Annotated in this window: 23 protein-coding genes; 11 read left to right on the top strand and 12 right to left on the bottom strand. The window is 67.4% G+C overall.

The window, feature by feature from the left end; translation table 11 throughout:
* Positions 1-39 precede the first annotated feature (39 nt).
* The 4 genes from KYT87_RS10375 (at position 40) to KYT87_RS10360 (ending at position 3,564) form a co-directional block, all read left to right on the top strand.
* A complete protein-coding gene (locus tag KYT87_RS10375) occupies positions 40-834 on the top strand; it encodes an enoyl-CoA hydratase/isomerase family protein (RefSeq protein ID WP_219992178.1) in 795 nt (264 codons plus the stop codon).
* Between the two features lie 75 nt (positions 835-909).
* Entirely contained in the window at positions 910-2,193 is a 1,284-nt protein-coding gene (locus KYT87_RS10370; RefSeq protein ID WP_219992177.1) for a Zn-dependent hydrolase, read from the top strand.
* A gap of 88 nt (positions 2,194-2,281) precedes the next feature.
* Positions 2,282-2,617 carry a co-chaperone YbbN gene (locus KYT87_RS10365; protein WP_219992176.1) on the top strand — a complete coding sequence of 112 codons (336 nt, stop codon included), beginning with the start codon at positions 2,282-2,284 and terminating at the stop codon, positions 2,615-2,617.
* A 56-nt stretch (positions 2,618-2,673) separates the two neighbouring features.
* Positions 2,674-3,564: a DMT family transporter gene (locus KYT87_RS10360; RefSeq protein ID WP_219992630.1), complete on the top strand. Its 891-nt coding sequence runs from the start codon at positions 2,674-2,676 to the stop codon at positions 3,562-3,564.
* 124 nt (positions 3,565-3,688) lie between these two features.
* Here the strand turns inward: KYT87_RS10360 and KYT87_RS10355 are convergent, their stop codons facing one another.
* Entirely contained in the window at positions 3,689-4,573 is an 885-nt protein-coding gene (locus tag KYT87_RS10355; RefSeq protein WP_046804550.1) for a DMT family transporter, read from the bottom strand.
* Positions 4,564-5,292, bottom strand: coding sequence for a GNAT family N-acetyltransferase (locus KYT87_RS10350; RefSeq protein WP_120154798.1), 729 nt, complete (start codon positions 5,290-5,292; stop codon positions 4,564-4,566). The genes KYT87_RS10355 and KYT87_RS10350 overlap by 10 nt, the downstream gene beginning before the upstream one ends.
* Positions 5,293-5,445: 153 nt before the next feature.
* On the opposite strand from KYT87_RS10350, the gene KYT87_RS10345 reads away from it, so the two are divergent.
* Positions 5,446-6,966 (top strand): PLP-dependent aminotransferase family protein, encoded by a 1,521-nt coding sequence (locus KYT87_RS10345; RefSeq protein WP_120154796.1) that lies wholly within the window; start codon positions 5,446-5,448, stop codon positions 6,964-6,966.
* Here the strand turns inward: KYT87_RS10345 and KYT87_RS10340 are convergent.
* Together KYT87_RS10340 and KYT87_RS10335 are read right to left on the bottom strand one after the other, a co-directional pair.
* A complete protein-coding gene (locus tag KYT87_RS10340; RefSeq protein ID WP_046804547.1) occupies positions 6,963-7,259 on the bottom strand; it encodes a hypothetical protein in 297 nt (98 codons plus the stop codon). The genes KYT87_RS10345 and KYT87_RS10340 overlap by 4 nt on opposite strands.
* On the bottom strand, positions 7,259-7,891 hold the full coding sequence (locus KYT87_RS10335; RefSeq protein ID WP_046804546.1) for a LysE family translocator: 633 nt from the start codon (positions 7,889-7,891) through the stop codon (positions 7,259-7,261). Before KYT87_RS10335 ends, KYT87_RS10340 begins: the two co-directional genes overlap by 1 nt.
* A 226-nt stretch (positions 7,892-8,117) precedes the next feature.
* Between KYT87_RS10335 and KYT87_RS10330 the strand changes: the two genes are divergently transcribed.
* Positions 8,118-8,942, top strand: coding sequence for a DUF72 domain-containing protein (locus KYT87_RS10330; protein WP_219992175.1), 825 nt, complete (start codon positions 8,118-8,120; stop codon positions 8,940-8,942).
* 34 nt (positions 8,943-8,976) lie between these two features.
* Here KYT87_RS10330 and gorA read toward each other — a convergent pair whose 3' ends face one another.
* Both gorA and aceE read right to left on the bottom strand, forming a co-directional pair.
* Positions 8,977-10,335: a glutathione-disulfide reductase gene (gene gorA / locus KYT87_RS10325; protein ID WP_046804544.1), complete on the bottom strand. Its 1,359-nt coding sequence runs from the start codon at positions 10,333-10,335 to the stop codon at positions 8,977-8,979.
* 144 nt (positions 10,336-10,479) lie between these two features.
* On the bottom strand, positions 10,480-13,143 hold the full coding sequence (gene aceE, locus KYT87_RS10320; RefSeq protein ID WP_219992174.1) for a pyruvate dehydrogenase (acetyl-transferring), homodimeric type: 2,664 nt from the start codon (positions 13,141-13,143) through the stop codon (positions 10,480-10,482).
* 239 nt (positions 13,144-13,382) lie between these two features.
* On the opposite strand from aceE, the gene KYT87_RS10315 reads away from it, so the two are divergent.
* Positions 13,383-13,841 carry a MarR family winged helix-turn-helix transcriptional regulator gene (locus KYT87_RS10315; RefSeq protein WP_046804542.1) on the top strand — a complete coding sequence of 153 codons (459 nt, stop codon included), beginning with the start codon at positions 13,383-13,385 and terminating at the stop codon, positions 13,839-13,841.
* Positions 13,838-14,623 carry an aspartate/glutamate racemase family protein gene (locus KYT87_RS10310; RefSeq protein ID WP_255594052.1) on the top strand — a complete coding sequence of 262 codons (786 nt, stop codon included), beginning with the start codon at positions 13,838-13,840 and terminating at the stop codon, positions 14,621-14,623. Before KYT87_RS10315 ends, KYT87_RS10310 begins: the two co-directional genes overlap by 4 nt.
* Before the next feature lie 16 nt (positions 14,624-14,639).
* Here KYT87_RS10310 and KYT87_RS10305 read toward each other — a convergent pair whose 3' ends face one another.
* On the bottom strand, positions 14,640-15,350 hold the full coding sequence (locus KYT87_RS10305) for a Crp/Fnr family transcriptional regulator (protein WP_046804541.1): 711 nt from the start codon (positions 15,348-15,350) through the stop codon (positions 14,640-14,642).
* A gap of 180 nt (positions 15,351-15,530) precedes the next feature.
* Here KYT87_RS10305 and KYT87_RS10300 point away from each other — a divergent pair, with 180 nt between their 5' ends.
* On the top strand, positions 15,531-17,261 hold the full coding sequence (locus KYT87_RS10300; protein WP_219992173.1) for an acyl-CoA synthetase: 1,731 nt from the start codon (positions 15,531-15,533) through the stop codon (positions 17,259-17,261).
* A gap of 42 nt (positions 17,262-17,303) precedes the next feature.
* The gene (locus KYT87_RS10295) at positions 17,304-19,073 is read left to right on the top strand and encodes an acyl-CoA dehydrogenase (RefSeq protein WP_219992172.1); all 1,770 of its coding nucleotides are present in this window, start codon (positions 17,304-17,306) and stop codon (positions 19,071-19,073) included.
* On the opposite strand, the gene KYT87_RS10290 is transcribed toward KYT87_RS10295, so the two are convergent.
* A complete protein-coding gene (locus tag KYT87_RS10290; protein ID WP_082134460.1) occupies positions 19,055-20,230 on the bottom strand; it encodes an MFS transporter in 1,176 nt (391 codons plus the stop codon). The genes KYT87_RS10295 and KYT87_RS10290 overlap by 19 nt on opposite strands.
* 291 nt (positions 20,231-20,521) lie before the next feature.
* On the opposite strand from KYT87_RS10290, the gene KYT87_RS10285 reads away from it, so the two are divergent.
* Positions 20,522-20,980 (top strand): helix-turn-helix domain-containing protein, encoded by a 459-nt coding sequence (locus tag KYT87_RS10285; RefSeq protein ID WP_046804538.1) that lies wholly within the window; start codon positions 20,522-20,524, stop codon positions 20,978-20,980.
* Here KYT87_RS10285 and KYT87_RS10280 read toward each other — a convergent pair.
* The 4 genes from KYT87_RS10280 to KYT87_RS10265 form a co-directional block, all read right to left on the bottom strand.
* Positions 20,977-21,954: a pyridoxamine 5'-phosphate oxidase family protein gene (locus KYT87_RS10280; protein ID WP_219992171.1), complete on the bottom strand. Its 978-nt coding sequence runs from the start codon at positions 21,952-21,954 to the stop codon at positions 20,977-20,979. The two genes, KYT87_RS10285 and KYT87_RS10280, sit on opposite strands and share 4 nt — an antisense overlap.
* Before the next feature lie 33 nt (positions 21,955-21,987).
* Positions 21,988-22,617: a glutathione S-transferase family protein gene (locus tag KYT87_RS10275; protein ID WP_104145367.1), complete on the bottom strand. Its 630-nt coding sequence runs from the start codon at positions 22,615-22,617 to the stop codon at positions 21,988-21,990.
* A 214-nt stretch (positions 22,618-22,831) separates the two neighbouring features.
* A complete protein-coding gene (locus KYT87_RS10270; RefSeq protein WP_219992170.1) occupies positions 22,832-23,737 on the bottom strand; it encodes a LysR family transcriptional regulator in 906 nt (301 codons plus the stop codon).
* Positions 23,734-24,678, bottom strand: coding sequence for a LysR substrate-binding domain-containing protein (locus KYT87_RS10265; RefSeq protein WP_219992169.1), 945 nt, complete (start codon positions 24,676-24,678; stop codon positions 23,734-23,736). The genes KYT87_RS10270 and KYT87_RS10265 overlap by 4 nt, the downstream gene beginning before the upstream one ends.
* Positions 24,679-24,784: the final 106 nt, after the last annotated feature.

Genomic DNA, 24,784 nt, shown 5'->3' with positions numbered 1-24,784 from the left:
CCACTTCTTGAGCACAAATCAATAAACCAGGAGACCCGCATGACTTCGACAGCCCCGCTGAATGTCTCGCGCGATGGCGCCATCGTTCGCCTGACCCTGAACCGGCCGGACATGCGCAACGCCTTCGACGAAACGCTGATCGCCGCGCTGACCGACGCCGTGCGTGACGCCGCGCGCGACCCCGACGTGCGAGTGTTATTGCTGACGGGTGCGGGCAAGGCGTTCTGCGCGGGCGGCGATCTGAACTGGATGCGCAAAATGGCCACGCATACCGATGCGGACAACCGCCAGGATGCGACCCGACTGGCCGACATGCTGCACACGATCTGGACGTGCCCGAAACCCGTGGTGGCCTGCGTGAACGGCGACGCCTACGCGGGCGGGATGGGGCTGCTGTCGGCGTGCGACATCGCTATCGCGGCGGACGGCGCGCATTTCTGCCTGTCTGAAACGCGCTTGGGGCTGCTGCCTGCCACCATCAGCCCGTACGTGATCCGCGCCATGGGCGAGCGCGCCGCCAACCGGTATTTCCTGACAGCCGAACGCTTCGACGCCGCCACCGCGCTGCGGCTGGGGCTGGTGCACGATGTTGTGCCGGCCGACGCCCTGCCCGACGCGGCCGACGCCCTCTGCCGCGCGCTGTGCGCCAACGGGCCGGACGCCGTCAAGGCCAGCAAGCGGCTGGTGCGCGATTTTGCGGGTCGGGCCATCGACGCCGAATTGATCGCCGACACGGTCGAGCGCATCGCCGCGTGCCGCGCCACCGACGAAGCGCGCGAAGGCGTGGCGGCCTTCCTGGAAAAGCGCGAGCCGTCCTGGCGGCAGCGCTCCTGACACCATGACAGGGTGGCAGACTCGGGAGGCCCAACACGCCATGACATAATCCCTGGCGCATCTTCAGGAATTTTCATGCCGCATCCGACTTCCCCTTCCCCCGCTTTCCCGCCCCTCAATGCCGACCGCCTGTGGTCCCGCGTTGAAGCCTTGTCCCGGTTTACCTTGCCCGATGTCCCCTGGACGCGACGCGCCTTTTCGCCATTGTTCGACGACGCCCGCGCCTGGCTGCGTGGCCAGTTCGAAGCGGCCGGCCTGGCGACTCGCATGGATGCGGGCGGCAACCTGGTCGGCACGCGCGCCGGCCGCGACCCGTCGCGCAAGCCCATCGCCACCGGCTCGCACTGCGACACCGTGATGGAAGGCGGACGGTTCGACGGCATCATCGGCGTGCTGGCCGGCATCGAAGTCGCGCATACGCTGAACGAGCACGGCATCGAACTTGACCACCCCTTTGAAGTCATCGACTTCCTGTCCGAAGAGCCCAGCGACTACGGCATCTCATGCGTGGGCAGCCGTGCCCTTAGCGGCCAGCTGTCGGCGGACATGCTGGCCGCCTGCAACCCCGCCGGCGAATCGCTGGCCCAGGGCATCGCCCGCATCGGCGGCGACCCCGCCGCGTTGAGCGCACCGCTGCGTGGCGCGGGCGGCACCGCGGCCTTCGTCGAACTGCACATCGAACAGGGCCCCGTACTGGAAAGCCGTGGCCTGCCGATCGGCGTGGTCACCAACATCGTTGGCATCCGCCGCGTGCAGATCGTGGTGCAAGGCCAACCCGACCACGCCGGCACCACGCCCATGGACATCCGCCGCGACGCCCTGGTGGGCGCGGCACGCATCATCGACGCGGCCAGCCGCCAGGCCAGCGCCGCCAGCGGCAACCCGCATTACGTGGTGGCCACCGTGGGCCGGCTGTCGATGACGCCCAACGCCGCCAACGCCGTGCCAGGCCGCGTCGAGATGACGCTGGAAATGCGCAGCGACAGCAACGCCGTGCTGGACAGCTTCCCCGAAACATTGATGGCCGGCGTCGCCGACGACCTGAAGGCGTGGCGCCTGACGGCCGGCTTCACCCAACTAAGCCGCGCCCAGCCCACCGACTGCTCAACCCTGGTGATGGACGCCGTGAAAGCGGCGGCGGACCAGCTGGGTTACGCGTCCATGAGCCTGCCCAGCGGTGCCGGCCACGACGCCGTCTACATGGCGCCCACCGGCCCCATCGGCATGATCTTCATCCCCTGCCTGAACGGCCGCAGCCACTGCCCGGAAGAATGGATCGAACCGTCGCAGCTGCTGGACGGCACGCGCGTGCTGTATCAGTCCGTGCTGCAACTGGACCGCGTGCTGCGCGGCGCCTGACGCGCCACACCCATTCCGCCCCCACGGTTATCGCCGGCCACGGGGCGGCGCGCTGCCATAATGGCTGCCTTGCCCCGGATGAATCCCCATGGAACAGATAGAACTGAACGACAGCACCGCCGACCGCTTCCTGCTGGACGTGCCCGGCTTGTCGCTGCTGGTCTTCCATAGCCGCACCTGCGGCACCTGCCGCATTGCGCGCGAACAGCTGCCCGCGCTGGAACTGCCGGTGGAACGGGTCTGTTGGGTGGACGCCGGGGACAACCGTGGCCTGGTTGAGCGCTACGAAGTCTTTCACCTGCCCGCCATGTTTGTGACACGCGACGGCGCCTTTTTCGGGCCGGTGCAATCGACGCTGGCCGAATGGGACTTGCGCCAACAGATCGGCCTGGCGCTGGACAGCTACCCCGCCGAACTGCCGTGACGGCGCCCGCGTCCAAACCGCTGCGCTTGCCGCTGGACACGCTGGCCACCACTGGCATGCTGGCCCTGTGTGTGTGCTGGGGCTTTCAGCAAATTGCCATCAAGCTGGTGGCCGCCGACATCGCGCCCATCATGCAGATTGCGCTGCGATCCAGCTTTGCCGCGCTGGTGCTGGCGGTGGTGGTGTGGCGCGCCGAAGGCCTGGGCGCCGTGCGCGACGGCACGGCGCTGCCAGGCCTGCTTGTCGGCTTGCTGTTCGGCGCGGAATTCCTGTTTGTGGCGCAGGGGCTGCTGTACACCACGGCCTCGCACATGTCGGTGTTTCTGTACACCGCGCCCATATTTGCCGCGCTGGGGCTGCATTGGCTGCTGCCCGAAGAACGCATGCAGCCGCTGCAATGGCTGGGGGTCGCGATTGCTTTCGGCGGTATTGCGGTGGCGTTCCTGTTTAAGGGCGGCGCACCGCGCGAAGCCGCCGGCGCCGCCAACATGCTGCTGGGCGACGCCATGGGATTGGCGGCGGGCTTGCTGTGGGGCGCCACCACGGTCGCCATCCGCGCAACGTCGTTGTCCGAGGCGGCCCCGTCCAAGACCTTGCTGTATCAGATGGCGGTGGCGGCGGTGGGCCTCTTGGCCTATGCCGTGGTCACCGGCCAGCACACCATCCGCCCCACGACGGCGGCCTTGACCAGCGTGGCGTTCCAGGCGGTGGTCGTGGCCTTGTCCAGTTACCTGGCGTGGTTCTGGCTGTTGCGCCGCTACCTGGCGTCGCGCCTGTCGATCCTGTCGTTCATGACGCCGCTGTTCGGGGTGAGCTTCGGCGTGCTGATCCTGGATGAACCGCTGGACGCGGGCTTCGCCATCGGCGCGGTGCTGGTGCTGTCGGGCATCACCCTGGTCAGCGGCGGCGAAGTCGTCAGGCAGTGGCTGCGCAGGCGGCAGGACTGAGCTGGCAATCCGGGCAAGGGCTGCTTTATCCTGCTGCCCTATCCTGCTGCCCTATCCTGCTGCCCCTATCTCGGCGCCCTATCTCGGCACCCCATGCTGTGCTCTCTCGGCGCCCTGGCCCTGCCTACCCCCGGCTCCGGCCCAGGTTCAGCACGATCAGCGCGGCGCCTGCCAGCACAAAGGCAAAGCCCCACCAATCGGCGGCGGCGGGCCGGTCGCCCACCAGGGCCATCGCGCCCAGCACGCCCACCACCGGCACCATCAACGTGGTCAACGCCGCCACCGTGGCGCTGACGCGTTCGCTCAGCACGAACCACAGCCAGTAGGCCACCGCCGTGCCCAGGATGATGTGAAACGACAGCGCCGCCACGATGCGGCCGTTCCAGCCATGGGTAGGAAATGACTCGCCAGCGATCAACACGCCCGTCAGCGCACAGGCGGCGCCCACGGCCAACTGCCATGCGGTGACGACGATACGGTGGCCATCCACCGGCCAGCGCTTCAGATACACCGTGCCCGCCGCCCACCCAAACGCGGCCATCAGCGGAAACACCAGGCCACGGGTGGCGGCCAGGTCGTGCTGCCCGAACACCGCGCGCAACACCGGCCAGGCCAGGATGGCCACCCCGATGGCGCCCAGCATCAGCGCCAGCGCGCGCCGTCGGTCCAGCCGTTCGCCCAGCACCAGCCAGGCCAGCAGCGCCGACATCATGGGCATCGTGAAGGTCAGCACCGCCGCGCGCGACGTGCTGGTGCTGAGCTGCGCCCACGCCACCGCCAGGTTAAAGACCGCCACGGCCAGCACGCCGCCCACGACGATGCCCGGCCACGCATCGCGCGGCGGCAACAGGGGCAGCCGCTTGGCGCGCGCCAGCAGCAACAGCAGGACCGCGCCGCTGCCCAGCCCCAGCACGCGCAGCGTAAACGGCGGGAAGATGGCGAGGATGATTTTCACCGCCGGCCAGTTCAACCCCCAGAACAGGGCCAACGCCACCGGAATCAGGCGCACGCGGCTTTTTCCCGGGCGGTCAGTTCAGACAGGCTTTGGCGTTGATTGCCTTCGGCGTCGAAGTTGGCGGGGTCCAGCCAGCGCTCGTAGGCGGCGCGCAGCGCGGGCCATTCGCTGTCGATGATCGAGAACCAGGCGGTGTCGCGGCTGCGGCCCTTGTAGACCGTGGCCTGGCGGAAGATGCCTTCAAACTGAAAGCCCAGCCGCGCGGCGGCCTGGCGCGACGGCGCATTCAGGCTGTCGCACTTCCATTCATAACGGCGGTAGCCCAGCTCGTCGAACGCGCGGCGCATCAGCAGGAATTGCGCTTCGGTGGCGATCCGGGTGCGCTTGAGCCTGCGCGAGAACGACACGAAGCCGACTTCGATGACGCCATTGGCCGGGTCGATACGCATCAAGGCCAGCGTGCCGATGGCCCGGCCCGTTTCCAGGTCGATGATGGCGTGATGCAGCGGGTCGTTGCCCGCCTGCGCGGCTTCGGCGAAGGCGCGGTAGGCGTCCGCGTCGGCAAACGGGCCAACGCCCATGTAGGTCCAGTCGCTATCGTCCGGCGCCTGGCTGAAGGCCTGGTACAGATCCGCGGCATGGCGCTCGGCGGACAAGGGTTCCAGGCGGCAATAACGGCCGATGGCCGGCGTCAGCGGCGGGCGCGGGCGTGCCGTCCAGCCGGGTACGTCGGGGCCGATGGGTTGTTGGAATGCATTGACGCGGGCTTGCATTGGGCGGGGCCTCATCCGGTTAAGCGCGCGCCGCCGGCCGTGGCGGACGCAACACGCAGGGCCTCACAATATCGGAATCGTGGCATCATAAAAAGCACCACGGATCCCGAATTTAATAGGGCCACGCCTCAAGCGGCCCGCGATCATCGCGCCATGCAAACGCCCAGCCGAAGCCTACCCGCCCACACCGCCCTGCTGTCCAGTCCGCTTGCGCGCGGCCCCGGCGCGCCGCCGCGCCAACGCCAGCTTATTCAACGCCTGAAGCAGGCCATCCTGGCCGGCCAATTGCCGGCCGGCGGCAAGCTGCCGTCGTCACGCGCGCTGTCCGAAGAGCTTGAAATCTCGCGCAATACGGTGCTGATCGCCTACGAGCAGTTGACCGCCGAAGGCTATGTCATCGCGGACCGCCAGGGCACCCGGGTGGCGCCGCTGTCAGCCGCCCCGTGGGCATTGGCGGCCCGCGCCACGGCCAGCGCAACCGCAGCGGCAACCGCGACCGCCGATGCAACGACGGCCCCCACCGCCACCGCCACGCGCTTGTCGCGCATCGTTGCCACCCGTGGCGCGACCGACAGTTCTTTGCCCATGACCCCCGGCACGCCGGCCCTGACGCAGTTCCCCATGAACGCCTGGCGCCGCGCGCAAGACCGTGCGCTGCAAGCCGCCCCCGCCACCACGCTGGGCTACGGCCATCCGACGGGTGAGCCGGCGCTGCGCGAAGCCATCGCGCAATATCTGCGGGTGTCGCGCGGCGTGCATTGCGACGCCTCGCGCATCATCATCACCGAAGGCGCGCAGGGCGCGCTGGCCCTATGCGTGCAACTGCTGACCAATCCCGGCGACACCGCCTGGCTCGAAGAGCCCGGCTATCGCGGCGCCAAGTCGGCCTTTCATGGTGGCGACCTGAACGTGGTGGCCATGCGCGTGGACGCGGACGGCATCGTCATACCCGACGACGCCTGGCGCACGCATCCGCCGCGCCTGATCCAGACCACGCCCACGCATCAATACCCCACGGGCGCCGTGCTGTCGGTGGCGCGGCGGCTGGACTTGCTGGAACGGGCCGGGCGCGCGGGCGCCTGGATCATCGAAGACGACTACGACAGTGAGTTCCGGCATCAGGGCGACCCCATCGCGGCCATGCAGGGGCTGTTGCCCAACGCGCCCGTGCTGTACGTGGGCACGTTCAGCAAGACGCTTTTTCCGGCGTTGCGCCTGGGCTTTTTGGTGCTGCCCGAGGCCCTGGCCCAGACCGCCTTGCCGTCCATTATCGAGATGCTGCGCGGCGGCCACCGGCTGGAACAGCTGACGCTGGCCGCCTTCATCGACAACGGCCAATTCTCGCGTCACTTGGGCCGCATGCGGCGCCTGTACCGCGAACGGCAGTCGGCCTTGCGCGATGCGCTGGCCACGCATTTCAAGGGGGATCACGAGGTCCTGGGCGGACACAGCGGCCTGCACCTGACGGTGCGCCTGCCACCGGATTGCCCGGATCAGGCCATTGTGGCGCTGGCGCGGCAGGTGGGCATGAACCCCAGCGCGCTATCGACTTTCGCCATGGCGCCGCGCGCCGAAGACAACGGGCTGGTGATCGGCTATGGCAACACCAGCGCCGACCGCTTTCCCGCGCTGGTCAAGCGCCTGGGGGAACTGGCGCGGCAAGCCCGGCGCTAATTGACCAGGCCACCCAGCACCAGCACCGCCAGCACCGCCCAGAACAGAAACCCAAGGATAGAGCGGCGCAGCAAGGCCTTGATGGCGGCCCACAGGAACATCAGGCCCAGCACCAGCAAGACAAAATTGAAGATGGACGGGCTCATGCCCATTGCCTTGGACAGCCCGCCGTAGAAGTCGCCCAGCGCACCGCCCAAGCCGCCCAGCAGCCATTTGATGCCGCCCACCACCGCGCGCAGCGCTTCGCCGAGCATGACGCCCAGCGAGCCGAAAAATCCGTCGTCCTGCGGCATCAGCGTCGCGCGTCCATCAACATGCGCACGGCCAGGCCAGCCAGCACGGTACCCATCAACCAGCGCTGGATCACCAGCCACAACGGCCGGCCCGCCAGGAAGCCCGCGATGGAGCCGGCGGTAATGGCGATGACGGCATTGACCGACAGGCTGATGACCACCTGCGTCATGCCCAGCGCCAGCGACTGCGTGAACACGCTGCCATGGTCGGGCTGGATGAACTGGGGCAACAGCGACACATACATCACCGCGATCTTGGGGTTGAGCAGGTTGGTCACCAGCCCCATCGTGAACAGCGTGCGCGGGCTGCTGCGGGGCAGTTCGCGCACCTGGAACGGCGATCGCCCGCCGGGGCGGATGGCCTGCCACGCCATGTACAGCAGGTACATGGCGCCGCCGATGCGCAAAGCGTCATAGGCGTAGGGCACCGTCAGCAGCAAGGCCGTAATGCCGAAGGCCGCGCAGCACACATAGAAGATGAACCCGACCGCCACGCCGCCCAGGGAGATCAGGCCGGCGCGCGCGCCTTGCGAGATGGAACGGGACACCAGGTAAATCATGTTGGGGCCGGGCGTCAGCACCATGCCCAGGGCCACCAGGGCGAATGTCAGAAGATGAGTCAGGTCGGGCATGATGAGCCGGCGCGAGCCGGACGATGTCGAACAGGGATGCGCACACGTTATCGCAAAACTGTATCGGAACAGGAAACTTTTTGAACGCGGCACGGCCGCCCGGCAAACGTATCGCCCATGCCACACCGGCCCGAACCCGCGCCGTGATTGGCATCCGCAACTTTACGACCCCGGGCGCGTGGCGATACAGTGAACCGATTCGTTGCACTGCATGGAGCACCGGAAGATGCCGAAACGTCATCCGTCCGTGGTGGAAAGCCCGCCCGTCATTCGCGTCGGCATCGGCGGCTGGACGTACGCGCCGTGGCGCGGCACCTTTTATCCCGAGGACCTGCCCCATGCGCGCGAGCTGGAATACGCCAGCCGGCAGTTCACCGCGATTGAAATCAACGGCACCTACTACAGCACCCAGAAGCCCGCCACTTTCGCCAAATGGCGCGACGAAACGCCAGACGGCTTCGTCTTTTCGCTAAAGGCGTCGCGCTACGCCACCAACCGGCGCGAGCTTGCCGGCGCCGGCGATTCCATCCAGCGCTTCGTCCATAGCGGCATTGCCGAATTAGGACCCAAGCTGGGGCCGGTGGTGTGGCAATTCGCGCCCACCAAGACCTTCAACGCGGAGGACTTCGGCGAATTCCTGGCGCTGTTGCCCGACAAGGTCGATGGCTTGCCGCTGCGCCACGTGCTGGACGTGCGCCACCCCAGCTTCGCCTGCGAGGAATACCTGGAACTGGCCCGCCGCCACCGCGCCGCCACCGTCTATACCGATAGCGAGAACTTTCCGGCCATTGCCGACCGCACCGCCGATTTCGTCTACGCCCGGTTGATGCGCGCCAGCACCACGTTCAAGGCCGGCTATGCGCCCAAGGTGCTGGACGCCTGGGCGGACAGGCTGCACACCTGGTCGCGTGGCGACGATCCGGCGGACCTGCCTCGGATCGGTTCCGCGCCATCCGGGCCACCGCGCGCGCAGGACGTCTACGCCTTCTTTATCAATGGCGCAAAAGAACGCGCGCCGTTTGCGGCGCGCGCCATGATCGAACGCTTGTAGTGCAGGCCGGCGCGCGGCGCGTTTTTTGGCGCCCTTATTGCGCGACCGGCGTGCGCAGGGTGACGAATTCTTCCGCCGCCGTCGGGTGGATGCCGATGGTGTCGTCGAACACCTGCTTGGTAGCACCGGCCTTGAGCGCCACCGCGATGCCCTGCACGATTTCGCCCGCATCGGGGCCGACCATGTGCACGCCCAGCACGCGGTCCGTCTTGGCGTCCACGATCAGCTTCATCAAGGTCTTTTCCTGCGATTCCGTCAGCGTCAGCTTCATCGGACGGAAACGGCTTTCGAAAAGCTTGATCTCGTAGCCCGCTTCGCGCGCTTCTTCCGTGGTCATGCCCACCGTGCCGATGTTCGGCAGGCTGAACACGGCGGTCGGAATCAGCTTGTAGTCGACCTTGCGGTACTCCTCGGGGCGGAACAGGCGGCGCGCCACGGCCATGCCTTCGGCCAGCGCCACCGGCGTCAGCGGCACCCGGCCGATGACGTCGCCAATCGCCAGGATGGAAGGTTCGGCGGTGCGGTATTCGTCGTCCACGTCGATGAAGCCGTCTTCGCGCAGCTTGACGCCGGTGTTCTCCAGGCCCAGGTTGTCCAGCATCGGACGGCGGCCGGTGGCGTAGAAGACGCAATCGGTTTCGATGACCGCGCCGTCTTTCAACGTGGCCAGCAGCGAGCCGTCGGGCTGCTTGTCGATGCGCGCCAGGTCGGTGAAAAAGCGCAGGTCGACGCCCTTTTTGGTGAGCTCGTCGCGCAGGTGTTCACGCACGCCCTGGTCAAAACCGCGCAGGAACAGCGGGCCGCGATAGGCCTGCACGGTGTGCGCGCCCATGCCATTGAAGATCGATGCGAATTCCACGGCGATATAACCGCCGCCCACCACCAGCACGCGGCGCGGCAACCGCGGCAGGAAGAACGCCTCGTTCGAGGTAATGGCGTGTTCCTTGCCGGGAATGTCGGGCACGCGCGGCCAGCCGCCCGTTGCCACCAGGATGTTGGCGGCGGTGTGGCGTTGGCCGTTGATTTCGACGGTGTGCGGGTCGACGATGCGGGCGTGGCCTTCCAGCAGCGTCACGCCGCTATTGACCAGCAAGTTGCGGTAAATGCCGTTAAGGCGTTCGATTTCGCGGTTTTTGTTGGCGATCAGGGTGGGCCAGTCGAAGGACGGCTTGCCTACATTCCAGCCAAAGCCGTGGGCCTGCTCGAAGTCTTCGCTGTAATGGGCGCCGTAGACCAGCAGCTTCTTGGGCACGCAGCCCACGTTGACGCAGGTGCCGCCCAGGTAGCGGCTTTCCGCCACGGCCACGCGCGCGCCAAAGCCTGCTGCAAAACGGGCCGCGCGCACGCCGCCAGAACCCGCGCCGATCACAAACAGATCAAAATCGAATGCCATGTTGTTTCCTTCGCTAAAGCCCGGGGGCCCGCGTTCACTGTCCGGGAAAACCGTATTTAACACTACCGGCGCGCGCCCGGGTTCGCGCGGGCGGCATGGGCGCGGCGCGGACGCGCCCATGCCGACGGCGACACGCCCCTGTGCCTAGGGCAAGGCCGCCGACACGGCCTCGGCGTCGATGCCGTATCGGACGATGGCCTGGGCGGCCTGGGCCGGGTCCACCTGCCCGTCATCGGCCAGCGCCTTGAGCGCCGCCAAGGCGATGTGATGGCGGTCCACGCCGAAGAACGAGCGCAACGCCGGGCGCGTATCCGAGCGGCCGAATCCGTCGGTGCCCAGGGTGACGTAGCGCCGGCCCGCCAGGAACGGCCGGATCTGCTCGGGCACCGTCTTCATATAGTCGGTGGCGGCCACCACCGGCCCCACGCTGGCGGCCAGCGCGGTTTCGGCATGACCGCGCCGCGCCTCGGCCTGCGGATGCAGGCGGTTCCAGCGTTCGACCTCGTGGCCGTCGCGCATCAGTTCGGAATAGCTGGTCACGCTCCAGACGTCCGCCGACACGCCGAAATCCTGTTGCAGGAGATCAGCGGCGGCCAGCGTCTCGGCCAGAATCGCGCCGCTACCCAGCAGCTGCACGCGCAAGGCGCCCGGTTCGCCCTGGCGCAAGCGATACATGCCTTGCAGGATGCCGGCCTGGGCGCCTTCGGGCATGGGCGGATGCGCGGTCTTCTCGTTGACCAGCGTCAGGTAATAGAAAACGTCTTCGCCGTCCGTGTACATCCGGCGCAGCCCGTCCTGCACGATCACCGCGATTTCATAGGCGTAGGCAGGGTCATAGGCGCGGCAGGACGGGATGACCGAGGCCAGCACGTGGCTATGGCCGTCATCGTGTTGCAGCCCCTCGCCTTCCAGTGTGGTGCGCCCCGACGTGGCGCCAAGCAAAAAGCCGCGCGCGCGGATGTCGCCCGCCGCCCACGCCAGATCGCCCACGCGTTGAAAGCCGAACATGGAATAGAAAATATAGAAGGGAATGGTGGCCAGCCCATGCGTGCTGTGGGCGGTGCCCGCCGCGATCCACGACGACATCGCGCCGGATTCGTTGATGCCTTCCTGCAAGATCTGGCCCTTGCGGTCCTCGCGGTAGACGCTGAGCTGGTCCGCGTCCTGGGGCGTGTAAAGCTGGCCGACGTGCGAATAGATGCCCACTTGGCGGAACATGCCGTCCATGCCGAACGTGCGCGACTCGTCGGGCACGATGGGTACGACGCGCGGGCCGATATCCGGGTCTTTGAGCAGCTGCGCCAATACCCGCACGAAGGCCATCGTGCTTGAAAATTCGCGGCCGTCGCTGCCCTTCAAATGGGCGGCGAACGCCGTCAGCGGCGGCGTGGACAACGGCCCTGGGCCCCCCGAACGGTGCGGCAGATGACCGCCGGCGCGTGCGACGGCGGCCTGGAAATAGTGGTGCTCCGCGCTGCCGGGCGCGGGCTTGATATACGGAATCTCTTCAAGCTGATCGTCCGGCACGGCAATGGCGAAGCGGTCGCGGAAGGCGCGCACGGCCGGGTCGGCCATTTTCTTTTGCTGGTGGTTGGTGTTGGCCGCCTCGCCCGCCGCGCCCATGCCGTACCCCTTGACGGTCTTGGCCAGGATGACGGTGGGCTGGCCCCGGTGCGCCATGGCCGCCGCATAGGCGGCATGCACCTTGGCGGGGTCGTGGCCGCCCCGGTTCAGTGCGCCGATCTCGTTGTCCGACAGATGGGCCACGCGGTCCAGCAACACCGGGTCCGCCCCAAAGAAATGCTCGCGCACGTAGGCGCCGCCTCGCGCCTTGAACACCTGGTATTCGCCATCCACGCACTGCATCATGCGGCGGCGCAGGCGGCCGTCGTGGTCCTGCGCCAGCAGCGCGTCCCAACCGGCGCCCCAGATCACCTTGATGACATTCCAGCCGGCGCCGCGATAGACGCTTTCCAGTTCCTGGATGATCTTGGCGTTGCCGCGTACCGGCCCATCCAGCCGTTGCAGGTTGCAATTGACCACGAAGATCAGGTTGTCCAGCTTTTCGCGCCCGGCCATTGCCACGGCGGCCAGCGTTTCGGGCTGGTCCTGTTCCCCGTCACCCAGAAAGCCCCATACCTTGCGGCCCTGCGCGGCAATCAGCTCGCGGTCTTCCAGGTAACGCATGTAGCGGGCCTGATAGGCAGCCATCAGCGGGCCCAGGCCCATCGACACCGTGGGAAATTGCCAAAAGCCCGGCATGGTGCGCGGGTGCGGATAGGACGCCAGCCCGCCGCCGCCGATTTCGCGGCGAAAGCCGTCAAGCTGGTCTTCGGAAATTCGGCCTTCCAGGTAGGCGCGCGCATAAATGCCGGGCGCGGAATGGCCCTGAATGTAGAGCAGGTCGCCCAGGAAATCGGGCGTGGCGGCGCGAAAGAAATGGCGGTAGCCCGTTTCGTACAGCGTCGTGGCCGACGCGTAGGTGGCGATGTGGCCGCCCACGCCCGAAGTCTTGCCGGCGCGCAGCACCATGGCCATGGCATTCCAGCGCAGGTAGGCGTCCAGTCGCTGCTCGATGCCGATATCACCCGGAAACGCGGGCTGGCTCGCAACATTGATGGTGTTGACGTAGGGGGTGACGCCCGGCGCCGTATAGCGCCCATTGGCCGCGCGGTCCTGCTGGATCAATTGATCCAGCAAGTAGTGCGTGCGCGGCCGGCCTTCGTGGGCCAACACGGCCTGCATGGCTTCCAGCCATTCCTGGGTTTCCTGCGGGTCGGCGTCGGTGGAATCGATCGGGGTGTCCATGGGAGTTCCTTTGGTGATGGGGCTGCGCCACGCAGCAAGGCGTCGGCGTTCCACGCATTTCACATCGTGAATTGCAATTGCATCATGTGCAATTGCAATCGTATGGCCGCGCCTGCACAATTGCAAGTGCAACTATCTTTGCCAACCGCTGTTCACGTTTTCCACTTCGATCGCGCGATCCCGCAACGCCGCTCTTACAATCGCGGCTGCATTCCCGATATCAAAAAAGGAACGACCGCATGGCCACGGGCAAGCCCGACGCATGGAGCCTCTTCCTGACCGCGCACGCGCTGGTGGTAGAGGAGATTGAAAAACGGCTGTCGGCAGCCGACCTGCCGCCGCTGGCGTGGTACGACGCGCTATGGGCGCTGGAACGCGCTCCCGACGGCACGGCGCGCATGTTCGAAATGGCCGAACGCATGGTGATCGCGCGCTATAACCTGACGCGCTTGATGGACCGGATCGAGGCGGCCGGCCTGGTCGAGCGCTTTCGTTCCGACGAGGACAGGCGCGCCACCTATGCCCGCCTGACGCCCAAGGGCCGCGCGCTGCGGCGCGAGATGTGGAAGGTGTACGGCCCGGCCATCGACGAACTGTTCCTGTCGCGATTGCCCGCCGCGCAACAAGCCGCCATGGCCAAGAGTTTTGTCGACATTGCCCGCCACGTGCGGGCGTTGAACCAGGACCCTGCCTCATGAACAGTGCGCCGATGACCACCAACCCCACGACCGCCGACCCGGTCGCCACCGCCGCCCTGCACATCGGCATCGTTGCCTGTTCGGCCGAAGGCGCCGCGCTGTGCTATCGCACGTTGTGCGCCGAAGGTTCGCAGCGCATGGGGCCGCACGCGCACCCCGAAATTTCGCTGCATACCCATTCGCTGGCGGACTACGTGGTGTGCCTGAACAACCAGGACCTGGCCGGTGTGGGCGCGTTGATGCTGTCATCGGCCAACAAGCTGGCGCGCGTCGGGGCTGACTTGCTGATCTGCCCGGACAACACCATCCATCAGGCGTGGGGCCATGTGCTGCCGCGTTCGCCGCTGCCCTGGCTGCATATCGCCGAGGAAGTTGCCTTGCAGGCCGCCGCGCGAGGCTTTCGACGCATCGGCATCCTGGGCACGCGGTGGCTGGTCGATAGCGAGGTGTATCCGGACAAGCTGGGCGCGCAAGGGCTGCAATGGGTGCGCCCCATCGAAGAAGACCGGCTCACGCTGGGCCGCATCATCATGGACGAACTGGTTTACGGCGTATTCCAGCCCGGGTCGGTCGCGCGCCTGCGAGGCATTGTGGAACGCTTGCGCGATGCCGGTTGCGACGCCGTGGTGCTGGGCTGCACCGAACTGCCGCTGGTGCTGAACGACGGCAACTGCGCCTTGCCCACGCTGGATTCCACACGCATCCTGGCGCGCGCCGCGCTGTCACGCGCGCTGTCCGGTGCCCTGTCACCCGCGCCCTGGCCCGCCCCGGCGCCGCGCTGACGTGGCCCGATTGGCGTTAGATCTGCTCCAGCCCGAACTGCCGCAGCCGGTTCAAATCCAGCACCTTGATCTGGTGATACGCCAGCGCCAGGATCTGCGCGTCCGCCAGGGTCTGCAACGCCTGGTTCACCCGCTGGCGCGACAGGCCGGTCAGATAGCCTAGTTCTTCCTGGGAAATCGCCAGCGTCAGGTCGGTAGACGGATACAGCTGCGGGTTGAACAGCTGGGCCAGCGACTGCGCCACCCGCGCATCGGCGTCCATCAAACGATGGTTCTGGATCGATGCAATGAATTCCCCCATGCGGTCGTTCAGCTGGCCGATGACGAAATGCGAAAACGGCAGGCTGGCGGCCAGCAGCGCATGGAACGTGGCGGCCGGCACCAACATCACCAGCGACGGCTGGATCGCCACCACATCGTATTTGCGCAGCTCGCGCTTGATGACGCTGCCTTCGCCAAACCAGCCGCCACGCGGCACGCCGGAAAACGTGCAGCTGCGGCCCGATTCGTTATAGATGGCCAGCTTGAGCAAGCCCGTGTGCACGCCCAGCCAATAGTCCGATGGCGCGTTGCGCCGCGCGATCCAGGCGCCATTGGCCACGTGTTCCGCGCGCGCCGTCGCCAGCACCAGTTCCTGGTGGCCGGCCTCCAGTGCGGCGAACCACGAACAGGCGCCAAAGAGCTCGGCCAGCGCGGCGGCGGAAACAACGTTTGAAACATCGGACATGGGCGGAACCGTGTAAAACTGGCAGTTTGCGAGGTCGGCTGGCAGGTCTGTCATGCAGGCGACAGACAGTATTTTCGGCTCGCCCCTACGCTCACGCAAGCGACGGAAATCAAGCTTTCCGCGATCAGCAAACCTCGAACTAGACAGGGGCCGCCCACGCGCCCCACTCGGAGACGACGCATGAGCAGCATGTTCGACCACGGCCTGGCGCGCCGCGACGCCAACTACACGCCCTTGACCCCGGTGGACTTCATTGCCCGCGCGGCCGAGGTGTACGGCCAGCGGCTTGCCGTGGTGTACGGCAAGGTTCGCCGCACCTGGGCCCAGACCTACGAACGCGCGCAACGCCTGGCCAACGCGCTGGAACGGGCCGGCATCCAGCGCGGCGACACCGTCGCCGTGATGCTGCCCAACATTCCCGCCATGGTCGAAGCCCACTTCGGCGTGCCGATGGTCGGTGCGGTGCTCAACACGCTGAACACCCGCCTGGACGCGCCCAGCGTGCTGTTCATGCTGGGCCACGGCGAAGCGCGCGCCCTGATTATCGACACCGAATATGCCGACATCGCGCAGCGCGCCCGCGCCGAATACCCGCACTTGAAGATCGTCTCGGTCCACGACCTGGACGGCGCCCCCGCCACCTCGGCAGCCGCCCGGCATAGGGACGCCCCTGAGCCGGGCGCCCCTGTGCCGGGCGCCCCTATGCCGGGCGCCCCTATACCGGGCGCTACCGACTACGAAGCCTTCCTGGCCGACGCGCCCGCCCATTACGACTGGCAGCCGCCGGCCGACGAATGGGACGCCATCGCGCTGAACTACACCTCGGGCACCACCGGGGATCCGAAGGGCGTGGTCTACCACTACCGCGGCGCGTACCTGAACGCCGTCAGCAACATTCTTGAATGGGACATGCCCAAGCACGCGGTCTATCTGTGGACGCTGCCCATGTTTCATTGCAACGGCTGGTGCTTTCCGTGGACGGTGGCCGCGCGCGCCGGGGTGAACGTGTGCCTGCGCAAGTTCGACCCCCAGACCGTGTTCGACCTGATCCGCGCCGAAGGCGTCACGCATTACTGCGGCGCGCCCATCGTGCAAAGCGCGCTGGCCAACGCGCCGGCCGAGATGCGCGCGGGCATCACACATACCGTGCGCACCATGGTCGCGGGCGCCGCGCCCGCGCCCGCCGTCATCGCCAAGATGCGCGACATCGGCTTTGAACTGACCCACGTCTATGGGCTGACCGAAGTCTACGGGCCGGCCGCCGTCTGCGCCCGCCAGGAATCCTGGGACGCGCTGGACGACGAACGCCGTGCGCAGCTGACCGCGCGCCAGGGCGTGCGCTACCACTTGCAGGCCGGCGTATCGGTGCGCAACCCCGACACCATGCAGGAAGTGCCCGCCGACGAACAGACCGTGGGCGAAATCATGTTTCGCGGCAACATCTGCATGAAGGGCTACCTGAAGAACGAACGCGCCACCGACGACGCCTTCGCGGGCGGCTGGTTTCACACCGGCGACCTGGGCGTGATGACGGCGGACGGGTACGTGCGCATCAAGGACCGCAGCAAGGACATCATTATTTCCGGCGGCGAGAACATCTCCAGCATTGAAGTGGAAGACGCGCTGTACCGGCACCCCGCCGTTGCGGCCGTGGCCGTCGTGGCCATGCCCGACCCGAAGTGGGGCGAAACGCCTTGCGCGTTTGTCGAACTGAAACCGGGTTGCAGCGCCACCGCCGAAGAGATCATCGCGCACTGCAAACTGCTGTTGCCCGGCTTCAAGGTGCCGCGCGCGGTGCGCTTCGGAGAACTGCCCAAGACATCCACCGGCAAGATCCAGAAATTTGAGCTGCGCGCCGCCGTGGGCTCAACGCAGGCCATTGATGTGGCCGACCCCAACAAAGCCGCCTGAACGCCGGCAGCCCGGCACCTTCATCAAAGGAGTTTTTCGGCCATGACGTACCAAGCCCCCGTGAAAGACATGCTGTTTGTGTTGAACCACCTGGCCGGCCTGCGGCAAGTTGCCGCCCTGCCCGGTTTCGAGGAGGCCACGCCCGACACCGCACAGGCCGTGCTTGAAGAATCCGCGCATTTCGCGGCCGAAGTGCTGGCCCCGCTGAACCACCCGGCCGACCGTGAGCCCAGCACCTGGCGCGACGGCGCCGTCACGACGTCGCCCGGCTTCAAGCAGGCGTTTCGCCAATACACCGAAGCGGGCTGGCAGGGCATGTCGCATCCAGTGCAATACGGTGGCCAGGGCTTGCCCGGCCTGATCGGGTCGCCCTGCTCTGAAATGCTGAACGCCGCCAATCTGTCGTTCGCGCTGTGCCCCTTGTTGACCAACGGCGCCATCGAAGCCTTGCTGACCGTCGGCTCGGCGGAAATGAAAACGCGCTTCATCGGGCCCATGATCTCGGGCCAGTGGACCGGCACCATGAACCTGACCGAACCGCAAGCCGGCTCGGACCTGGCCATGATCCGCACGCGCGCGCAACCGGTGGGCGACGGCACGTACCGGCTATCCGGCACCAAGATCTTCATCACCTACGGCGACCACGACCTGACCGAGAACATCCTGCACCTGGTGCTGGCCCGGTTGCCCGACGCACCCGAAGGCGTCAAGGGCATTTCGCTGTTCCTGGTGCCCAAGTTCCTGGTCAACGAAGACGGCTCACTGGGCGCGCGCAACGACGTCACCTGCGTGTCCATCGAACACAAGCTGGGCATCAAGGCCAGCCCCACCGCCACCTTGCAATTCGGCGATGCGGGCGGCGCGCTGGGCTATCTGGTGGGCCAGGAAAACCGCGGGCTGGACGCCATGTTCATCATGATGAACGCGGCGCGCTATGCGGTGGGCGTGCAGGGCATCGCCATTGCCGACCGTGCCTACCAGCACGCGCTGGCCTATGCCAACGACCGCGTGCAAAGCCGCCCGGTGGACGGGTCGTCGCGCGATGCCGTCACCATCATCCACCACCCCGATGTGCGCCGCATGCTGGGCACCATGCGCGCGCTGACCGAAGCGGGCCGCGTGCTGGCCTACGTGACGGCCGGCCACGCCGACCTGGCCCACGCCAGCCCCGACGCCGACGAGCGCAAGCGTCATCTGGCCATCCAGGAATTCCTGGTGCCCATCGTGAAGGGCTGGTGCACCGAGATGTCGCTGGACGTGACCAGTCTGGGCGTGCAGGTGCACGGCGGCATGGGCTTCATTGAGGAAACCGGCGCGGCGCAGTATTACCGCGACGCCCGCATCCTGACCATATACGAAGGCACCACCGCCATCCAGGCCAACGACCTGGTCGGCCGCAAGACCTTGCGCGACGGCGGCGCGGTGGCGCATGCGCTGCTGGAGGCCATCCGCCAGACTGAAACCGAGCTGGAATCGCGCAGCGAGCCGGCCGCCAACCTGGTGCTCAAGCCACTGCGGCAGGCGCGGCTGGCCCTGGCCAATGTCGTGGACTTTGTGCTGGCCAACGCCGCGGGCGCGCCCAACGCCGTCTTCGGGTCGGCCGTGCCGTATCTGCTGCTGGCCGGCACGACGCTGGCCGGATGGCAGATGGCCCGTGCGCTGCTGGCCAGCCTGGACCACCAGCAGGAAGACCCCGACTTCCATCAGGCCAAGATCGCCACCGCACAGACCTATGCGCTGCACAAGCTGACCCAGGCGCCGGGACTGGCGGCCGTGGTGCTGGGGTCCAAGGACTACGCGGTACAACCCTGACGCGACGGCGGCGGCGATGCCTTGCGGGGCAACGTCGCCGCCCAGAACAACAAGGCCGTCACGCTGATGGCCGCGCCCAGCGCGCACACACCCAGCCAGCCGGCGCGCGCGTAGACCGCCGTGGACGCAATGCCGCCCAGCCCGCTACCCACCGCGTAGAACATCATGTAGCTGCCCACCAGGCGGCTATGCGACTGGGCGCTGATGCTGAAGATCATCGTTTGATTCGTCACGTGCAGCGCTTGCAGCGCCACGTCCAGCACCAGCACGCCCAGCGCCAGGGCCCACAGGCTGTGATCCAGCAAGGCAATGGGCGCCCACGCCAGGCACAGCAGCACCAAGCCCGCGCCCGTGGTGCGCTGCCCCAGCCCGCGATCCGCCCAGCGGCCGGCCCGCGCGGCCATCAACACGCCCAATACGCCCACCAGGCCGAAGCCGCCCACCGCCGCGTGCGACAAGGAATGGGGCGGCGCGCTCAAGGGCAGCACCAGCGCCGTCCAGAACACGCTGATGGCGGCGAACATCAGCAAGGCAATCATGCCCCGCACGCGCAGCACGGGTTCCGTGGCCAGCAGCGTCGCCATGGACCGCAGCAACTCCCAGTAGGACAGCGTTGCCGTAGGCAGCCGGCGCCGAGGCAAGCGGCGCAGCAGCACCCACGCCAGCAACGCCGCCATCGCGGCGGACACCACGTACACGGCGCGCCAGCCCCAGGCGTCGGCCACCACGCCGGCCACCGTGCGCGCCAGCAACAAACCGATCACCACCCCGCCCTGCGCGGCGCCCACCACCCTGCCCCGTTCGCCGGGCGCGGCCAGCGCGGCGGACAGCGCCAGCAGGCCTTGCGTCATCGCGGTACCCAACAGGCCCAGCGCCACCATGCCCGCCAGCAGCCACGGCGTATTGGCCGACATGGCCACCGCGCCCAGCGCCAGCACCAGCAGGCCTAGTTGCGCCAGCATCAGGCGGCGCCGGTCCAGCAGGTCGCCAAGCGGCACCACGAACAGCAGCGCCACCGCGCAGCCCAATTGCGTTGCGCTGACGACGACGCCCACGGCGCCTTCGTCCAGCAGGAACTCGCGGCCGATGGCGTCCAGCAAGGGCTGCGCGTAATACACGTTGGCCACGCTTAGCGCACAGGCTACGGCCAGCAGCATCACCAGCGATGTAGGCAGGGGCGGCGATGCGTCGGCGGCTTCGTTGGCGTCGGCGGCGTCGTTGGCGTCGGCAGCTTCGTTGGCGTCGTTGTCGGCCGGATTGCGCCCCGCATCGGCCGGGGTGCCGCGGGCGGCAGCCGCCGCGGGTTGCGCGCAGGCAGCGCTCAAGGTGTTGGCGCCGGGCGGTGGAGCATCGGGCATGGTACGTCCTTCTGGTTTTATTACGAAACCAGAATGCTAGACCCGAAGGTTTTATAATGCAACCATTGCATCCCCATCCTAGGGTCAGACATGGTCAAACGCACCAGCCTTGAAGGCGCCGCCTGCCCGGTGGCGCGCTCGTTAGACGCCATCGGCGACTGGTGGTCGCTGTTGATCGTGCGGGACGCGTTCGACGGCGTGCGCCGCTTTGGCGAATTCCAGAAAAGCCTGGGCGTGGCCAAGAACATCCTTAGCGACCGGCTGCGCACCCTGGTTGCCCACGGCATCCTGGCCGTGGCCCCTGCCTCGGACGGCAGCGCCTATCAGGAATACGTGCTGACGGACAAAGGCCGCGCGCTGTTTCCGGTCATCGTCGGCTTGCGGCAGTGGGGCGAAGACCATTACTACGGCCCTGCCGAAGCGCACTCCACGCTGATCGACCGCAAGCGCGGCCAAGCCGTGCGCCGCCTGGAAATCCGCGCCCAGGACGGGCGCCTGCTGGAGCCCGACGACACCGTCGTGCAGAAAACCACGCCCTCGCCCGGCTAGCCCGGCTGCCCCGGCCACTGCCCCGTGCCCAGCGCGGTGGGCGAATACGCGCCGAATTGCCAGCGCAGCGCCAAGGCGCCGGGCCGCCGCAGCACACGGCGCACGTGCACGCGCCACAGCCGTTCAGCGCCCGCAAAGCTTTGGATTTCGGGGCTGTCCAGCACCACCTCGGCGCGGCCCGATACCTGAAGCAGGTCGCCCCGTTCAAAATCCACAAAGACCAACCCCGCGCGCGGGTTCGCCATCAGGTTGCCCAAGGTATTGAAAAAGCGGTTGCCGGAAAAATCGGGAATGGTCAGCACATTGCCGTCCACCCGCACAAAACCGGGTTTGCCGCCGCGATGCGACACGTCAACCGCGCGGCCACCCCGCGCATCATCGTCCAGGTAAGAGGCCACGAAAAAGGTGTCGGCCGATTGGATCAACGCGCGCGCGGCATCGTCCAGTTGATCGGTTTCCGGCAACGCGGCTGCAAACCGCATGGCGGGCGAACGCGAGAAATGAAAATCGCGCGCCTGGATGTACTGCGGGCAATTGCCGAAGGACTGCGCCACGGCTACATCGAAGCGCTTGCCGTCCCATGCCGCGATGCGACCGTTCATGCGATTTCGCCGCCGCGTGTGCAGCTCGATGCCCAGCAGCCCCACCGCCTGCCCGGGGCCCAGGCCCGCGCGCACCGGGTCATCGGCATCCGGCATGACGGTCACCCGCAAGGTGTGCGGGTCGGGCGACGTGGCAAAGCCGGGCTGGCCCTCCAGCACGCCGGCCCACGGGTCGCCCTGGGGGTCCACCGTGCCTATTACCAGGAATGGCAACTGCGCGAAAAAAGCGCGGTGCTGGTCGGGCATGTGGTCGCGCACGATCTTCGGGCCGATCTGCGCCATGCGTTCAGCCACGCCGGCGCGCGCTTGCAACAGGCGTTCGCCCGCATGCCACGGCAAGTCGTCGTCAAGAGGGGTATCAGTGGGGATCATGGTGCGCTCCGGGCCGTTGCGGTGATGGCGGTGTCAGGCGGCCTGCAGGCCGGCGGGCGTGCGGGCCATGGGCACGAAGCCCGGCAGGCTTTCGATGCGGTCGAGCCACGCACGCACATGGGGGTAGTCGGCCAGCGACACATTGCCTTCGGGCGCGTGCGACACGTAGGCGTAGCAGGCCACGTCCGCGATCGTCGGGCGGGAACCGGCCAGGAAGGCACGGGTGCCAAGCTCGGCATTCATGACGCCCAGCAAGGCATGCGCGCGCGCCAAGGTGGTTTCCACGTCGTAGGGCGCGCCAAATACCGTGATCAATCGGGCCGTTGCCGGGCCGCTGGCCAGGGGCCCGGCCGCCACCGACAACCAGCGCTGCACCGCCGCCGCGCCGGCCGGATCGGCGGGCAGCCAGGCCTGGCCGTCGTAGCGGGTGGCCAGATAGACCAGGATGGCATTGGAATCCGCCACCACCGTGCCGTTGTCGTCGATGACCGGCACCTGGCCGAACGCGTTCAGCGCCAGGAATTCCGGGCGCTTGTGCTCGCCGCCGCGCAGGTCCACGTCGATGCGCTGGTGCGGAACGTTCAGCAGCGACAGCATCAGCGCGACGCGATGCGCGTGGCCGGACAGGGGAAAGCTATAGAAGGTCAACGGGGCAGCGGACATGGGAATTTCCAAGGTGGATGAACATGGCTCCATCTTGGTCCGATGCGCGCCCCGCGTGAACGGCCAGCCGCGACAAGACACTATTGTCGGATTTGAAAGGACGGATGGAAGGCAGCGGTGGCAGGCACGGCCGAAGGCTCACGGTCAAAGGCACGGGGAAGGCACCGGCCGAAGGCTCCTCATCCCCCGGCGGCGCTGCCCGAGCTCCGGCCCGTCAGAGCGGCAATTCGGCCAGATCGCGCCGCAGGGCTTGCACGCAGAACTCGACAAAGCTGCGCACTTTGGCGGAACTGCGGCGGCCTTCTGGGTACACCACATGCACCGGCATGGGCGGCAATTCGAAATCGCGCAGCACCACCTGCAAGGCACCGCTTTTGAGGTGCCGCGCCACCTGGTACGACACCACCTGCGTCAAGCCCCACCCTTCGCACGCGGCCAATACGGCGGCCTGAAACGACGTGACGGCCAGCTGCGATTCCACGTTCAGCCGGCGCGGCTCGCCGGCTTGCTGGAAGCGCCATTGCGCGCCCCGCCCTTCCATCGCGGCCGTGATGGTGCAGAAGCGGTGCAGCGCATCGGGGTCCTGGGGTTCGCCGTGTTGGCGCAGGAATTCAGGCGTGGCGCACACCACGCGACGCACGTGGCCCACCGGCACCGCCGTCAACGTGGAATCGGGCAACGCGCCGATGCGCACGGCAACATCCACGCCTTCGTCCAGCAGGTTGACCACCCGGTCCACCAGCAAGGTGCGCACCGACACGGCACGATGCGCGCGCAGATAGGCCAGCACCACCGGCATGACGTGCAGTTCGCCAAAGAACGCGGGCGCGGTGACGTGCAGCGCGCCACGTGGTACAGCCATCGCACCGGCGGCGGCATCGTCGGCTTGTTCGACGTCTTCAAGAATGCGGCGGCAGTCGGCCGCGTAGCGCTGGCCCGCCTCGGTCAGGCGCAGGCTGCGCGTGGTGCGTACCAGCAGCAAGGCACCCAGCCGCCGTTCCAGCGCCGCAACGCTGCGCGTGACCGACGGCGCGGACATTTCCAGGCGGCGTGCGGCGGCGGCAAAGCTCTGGGCTTCGGCCACGGCCAGGAACACCGACATTTCTTGGAATCGATTCATGCTGGGACCGTGGCGGGCAAGGTAGTGGACAGGGCGGATGGCGTCGCCCAGGCGGCGCTGCTGTCCCGGACACACTGCCGCACGATATCGGCCAGCGCGGCGGCCACCGGGTCCGGCTGCGCCTGGGCACGATACAGCGACAGCGTGATCGACGGCAAAGGGGGCAAGCCCTGCTCGCCCGCCGCCAGCGCGCGCACGCCGGCGGGCAGGCCCAACGGCGTGCGCACGGCCAGGCCCAGCCCCGCCGACACGGCCGCCCACAAGCCGGCCAGGCTGGGGCTGGTGAATGCCGCGCGCCAGTTCACACCGGCGCGGTCCAACGCGTCGGTGGCACAGGTGCGAAACAGGCAAGGCGCCTCGAAGGCCACCAGCGGCAGTTCGCCTCCGCCGCCGCCGTCGCCGCGCGGCGGATCGGCAAGCTGGCTGGGGCCGATCCAGCGCATGGGCAGGTCCAGCAGGCGTTCGGCATGCGGCAGGCGCGCATCAAAGTCCCAGGCCAGCGCCAGGTCCAACTGCCCCAGCGCCATGCGTTCCAGCAGTTCGCCGTTGCGCGCCACCCGTGCTTCGATCCGCACATGGGGATGCGCGCGGGCGAATTGGCCCAGCACGCGGGGCAACAGCATTTCGCCGAAGTCTTCCTGCATGCCCAGGCGCACGCGGCCGGACAGCTCGGCGCCTTGCACGGCGCGGGCTGCCTGGTCGTTCAGCTCCAACAGGCGGCGGCCGTAGGCCAGCATGGTCTGGCCCGCGTCGGTGAGCGCAAGGCCGCGCCCGGCCTTGCGCAGCAGCGGCACGCCGGCCTGCTCTTCCAGCTTTTTCATTTGCGCGCTGATCGCCGACGTGGATCGGCCCAGGCGGTCGGCCGCCCGGCCGAAGCTACCCAAATCGACGCCCGCAACGAAGCTGCGCAGGATGTCCAGGTCAAAGGTTACGGGTCGCATGGGTCGCCTTGCTGGGCCTTAATAGTCCAGTTTTTCAAAACTATCGAATCAATATTTCCTGATTTTCAGAACGATAGCAGACGCGCAAACTGGCCGGGTCCTTTTT

The sequence above is a fragment of the Achromobacter sp. ES-001 genome (genome assembly GCF_019448355.1).
Taxonomy (GTDB): Bacteria; Pseudomonadota; Gammaproteobacteria; order Burkholderiales; family Burkholderiaceae_B; genus Achromobacter; species Achromobacter spanius_B.
The sequence above is the reverse complement of the archived record's forward strand: the minus strand, read 5'-3'. Positions and strand labels throughout refer to the sequence as shown.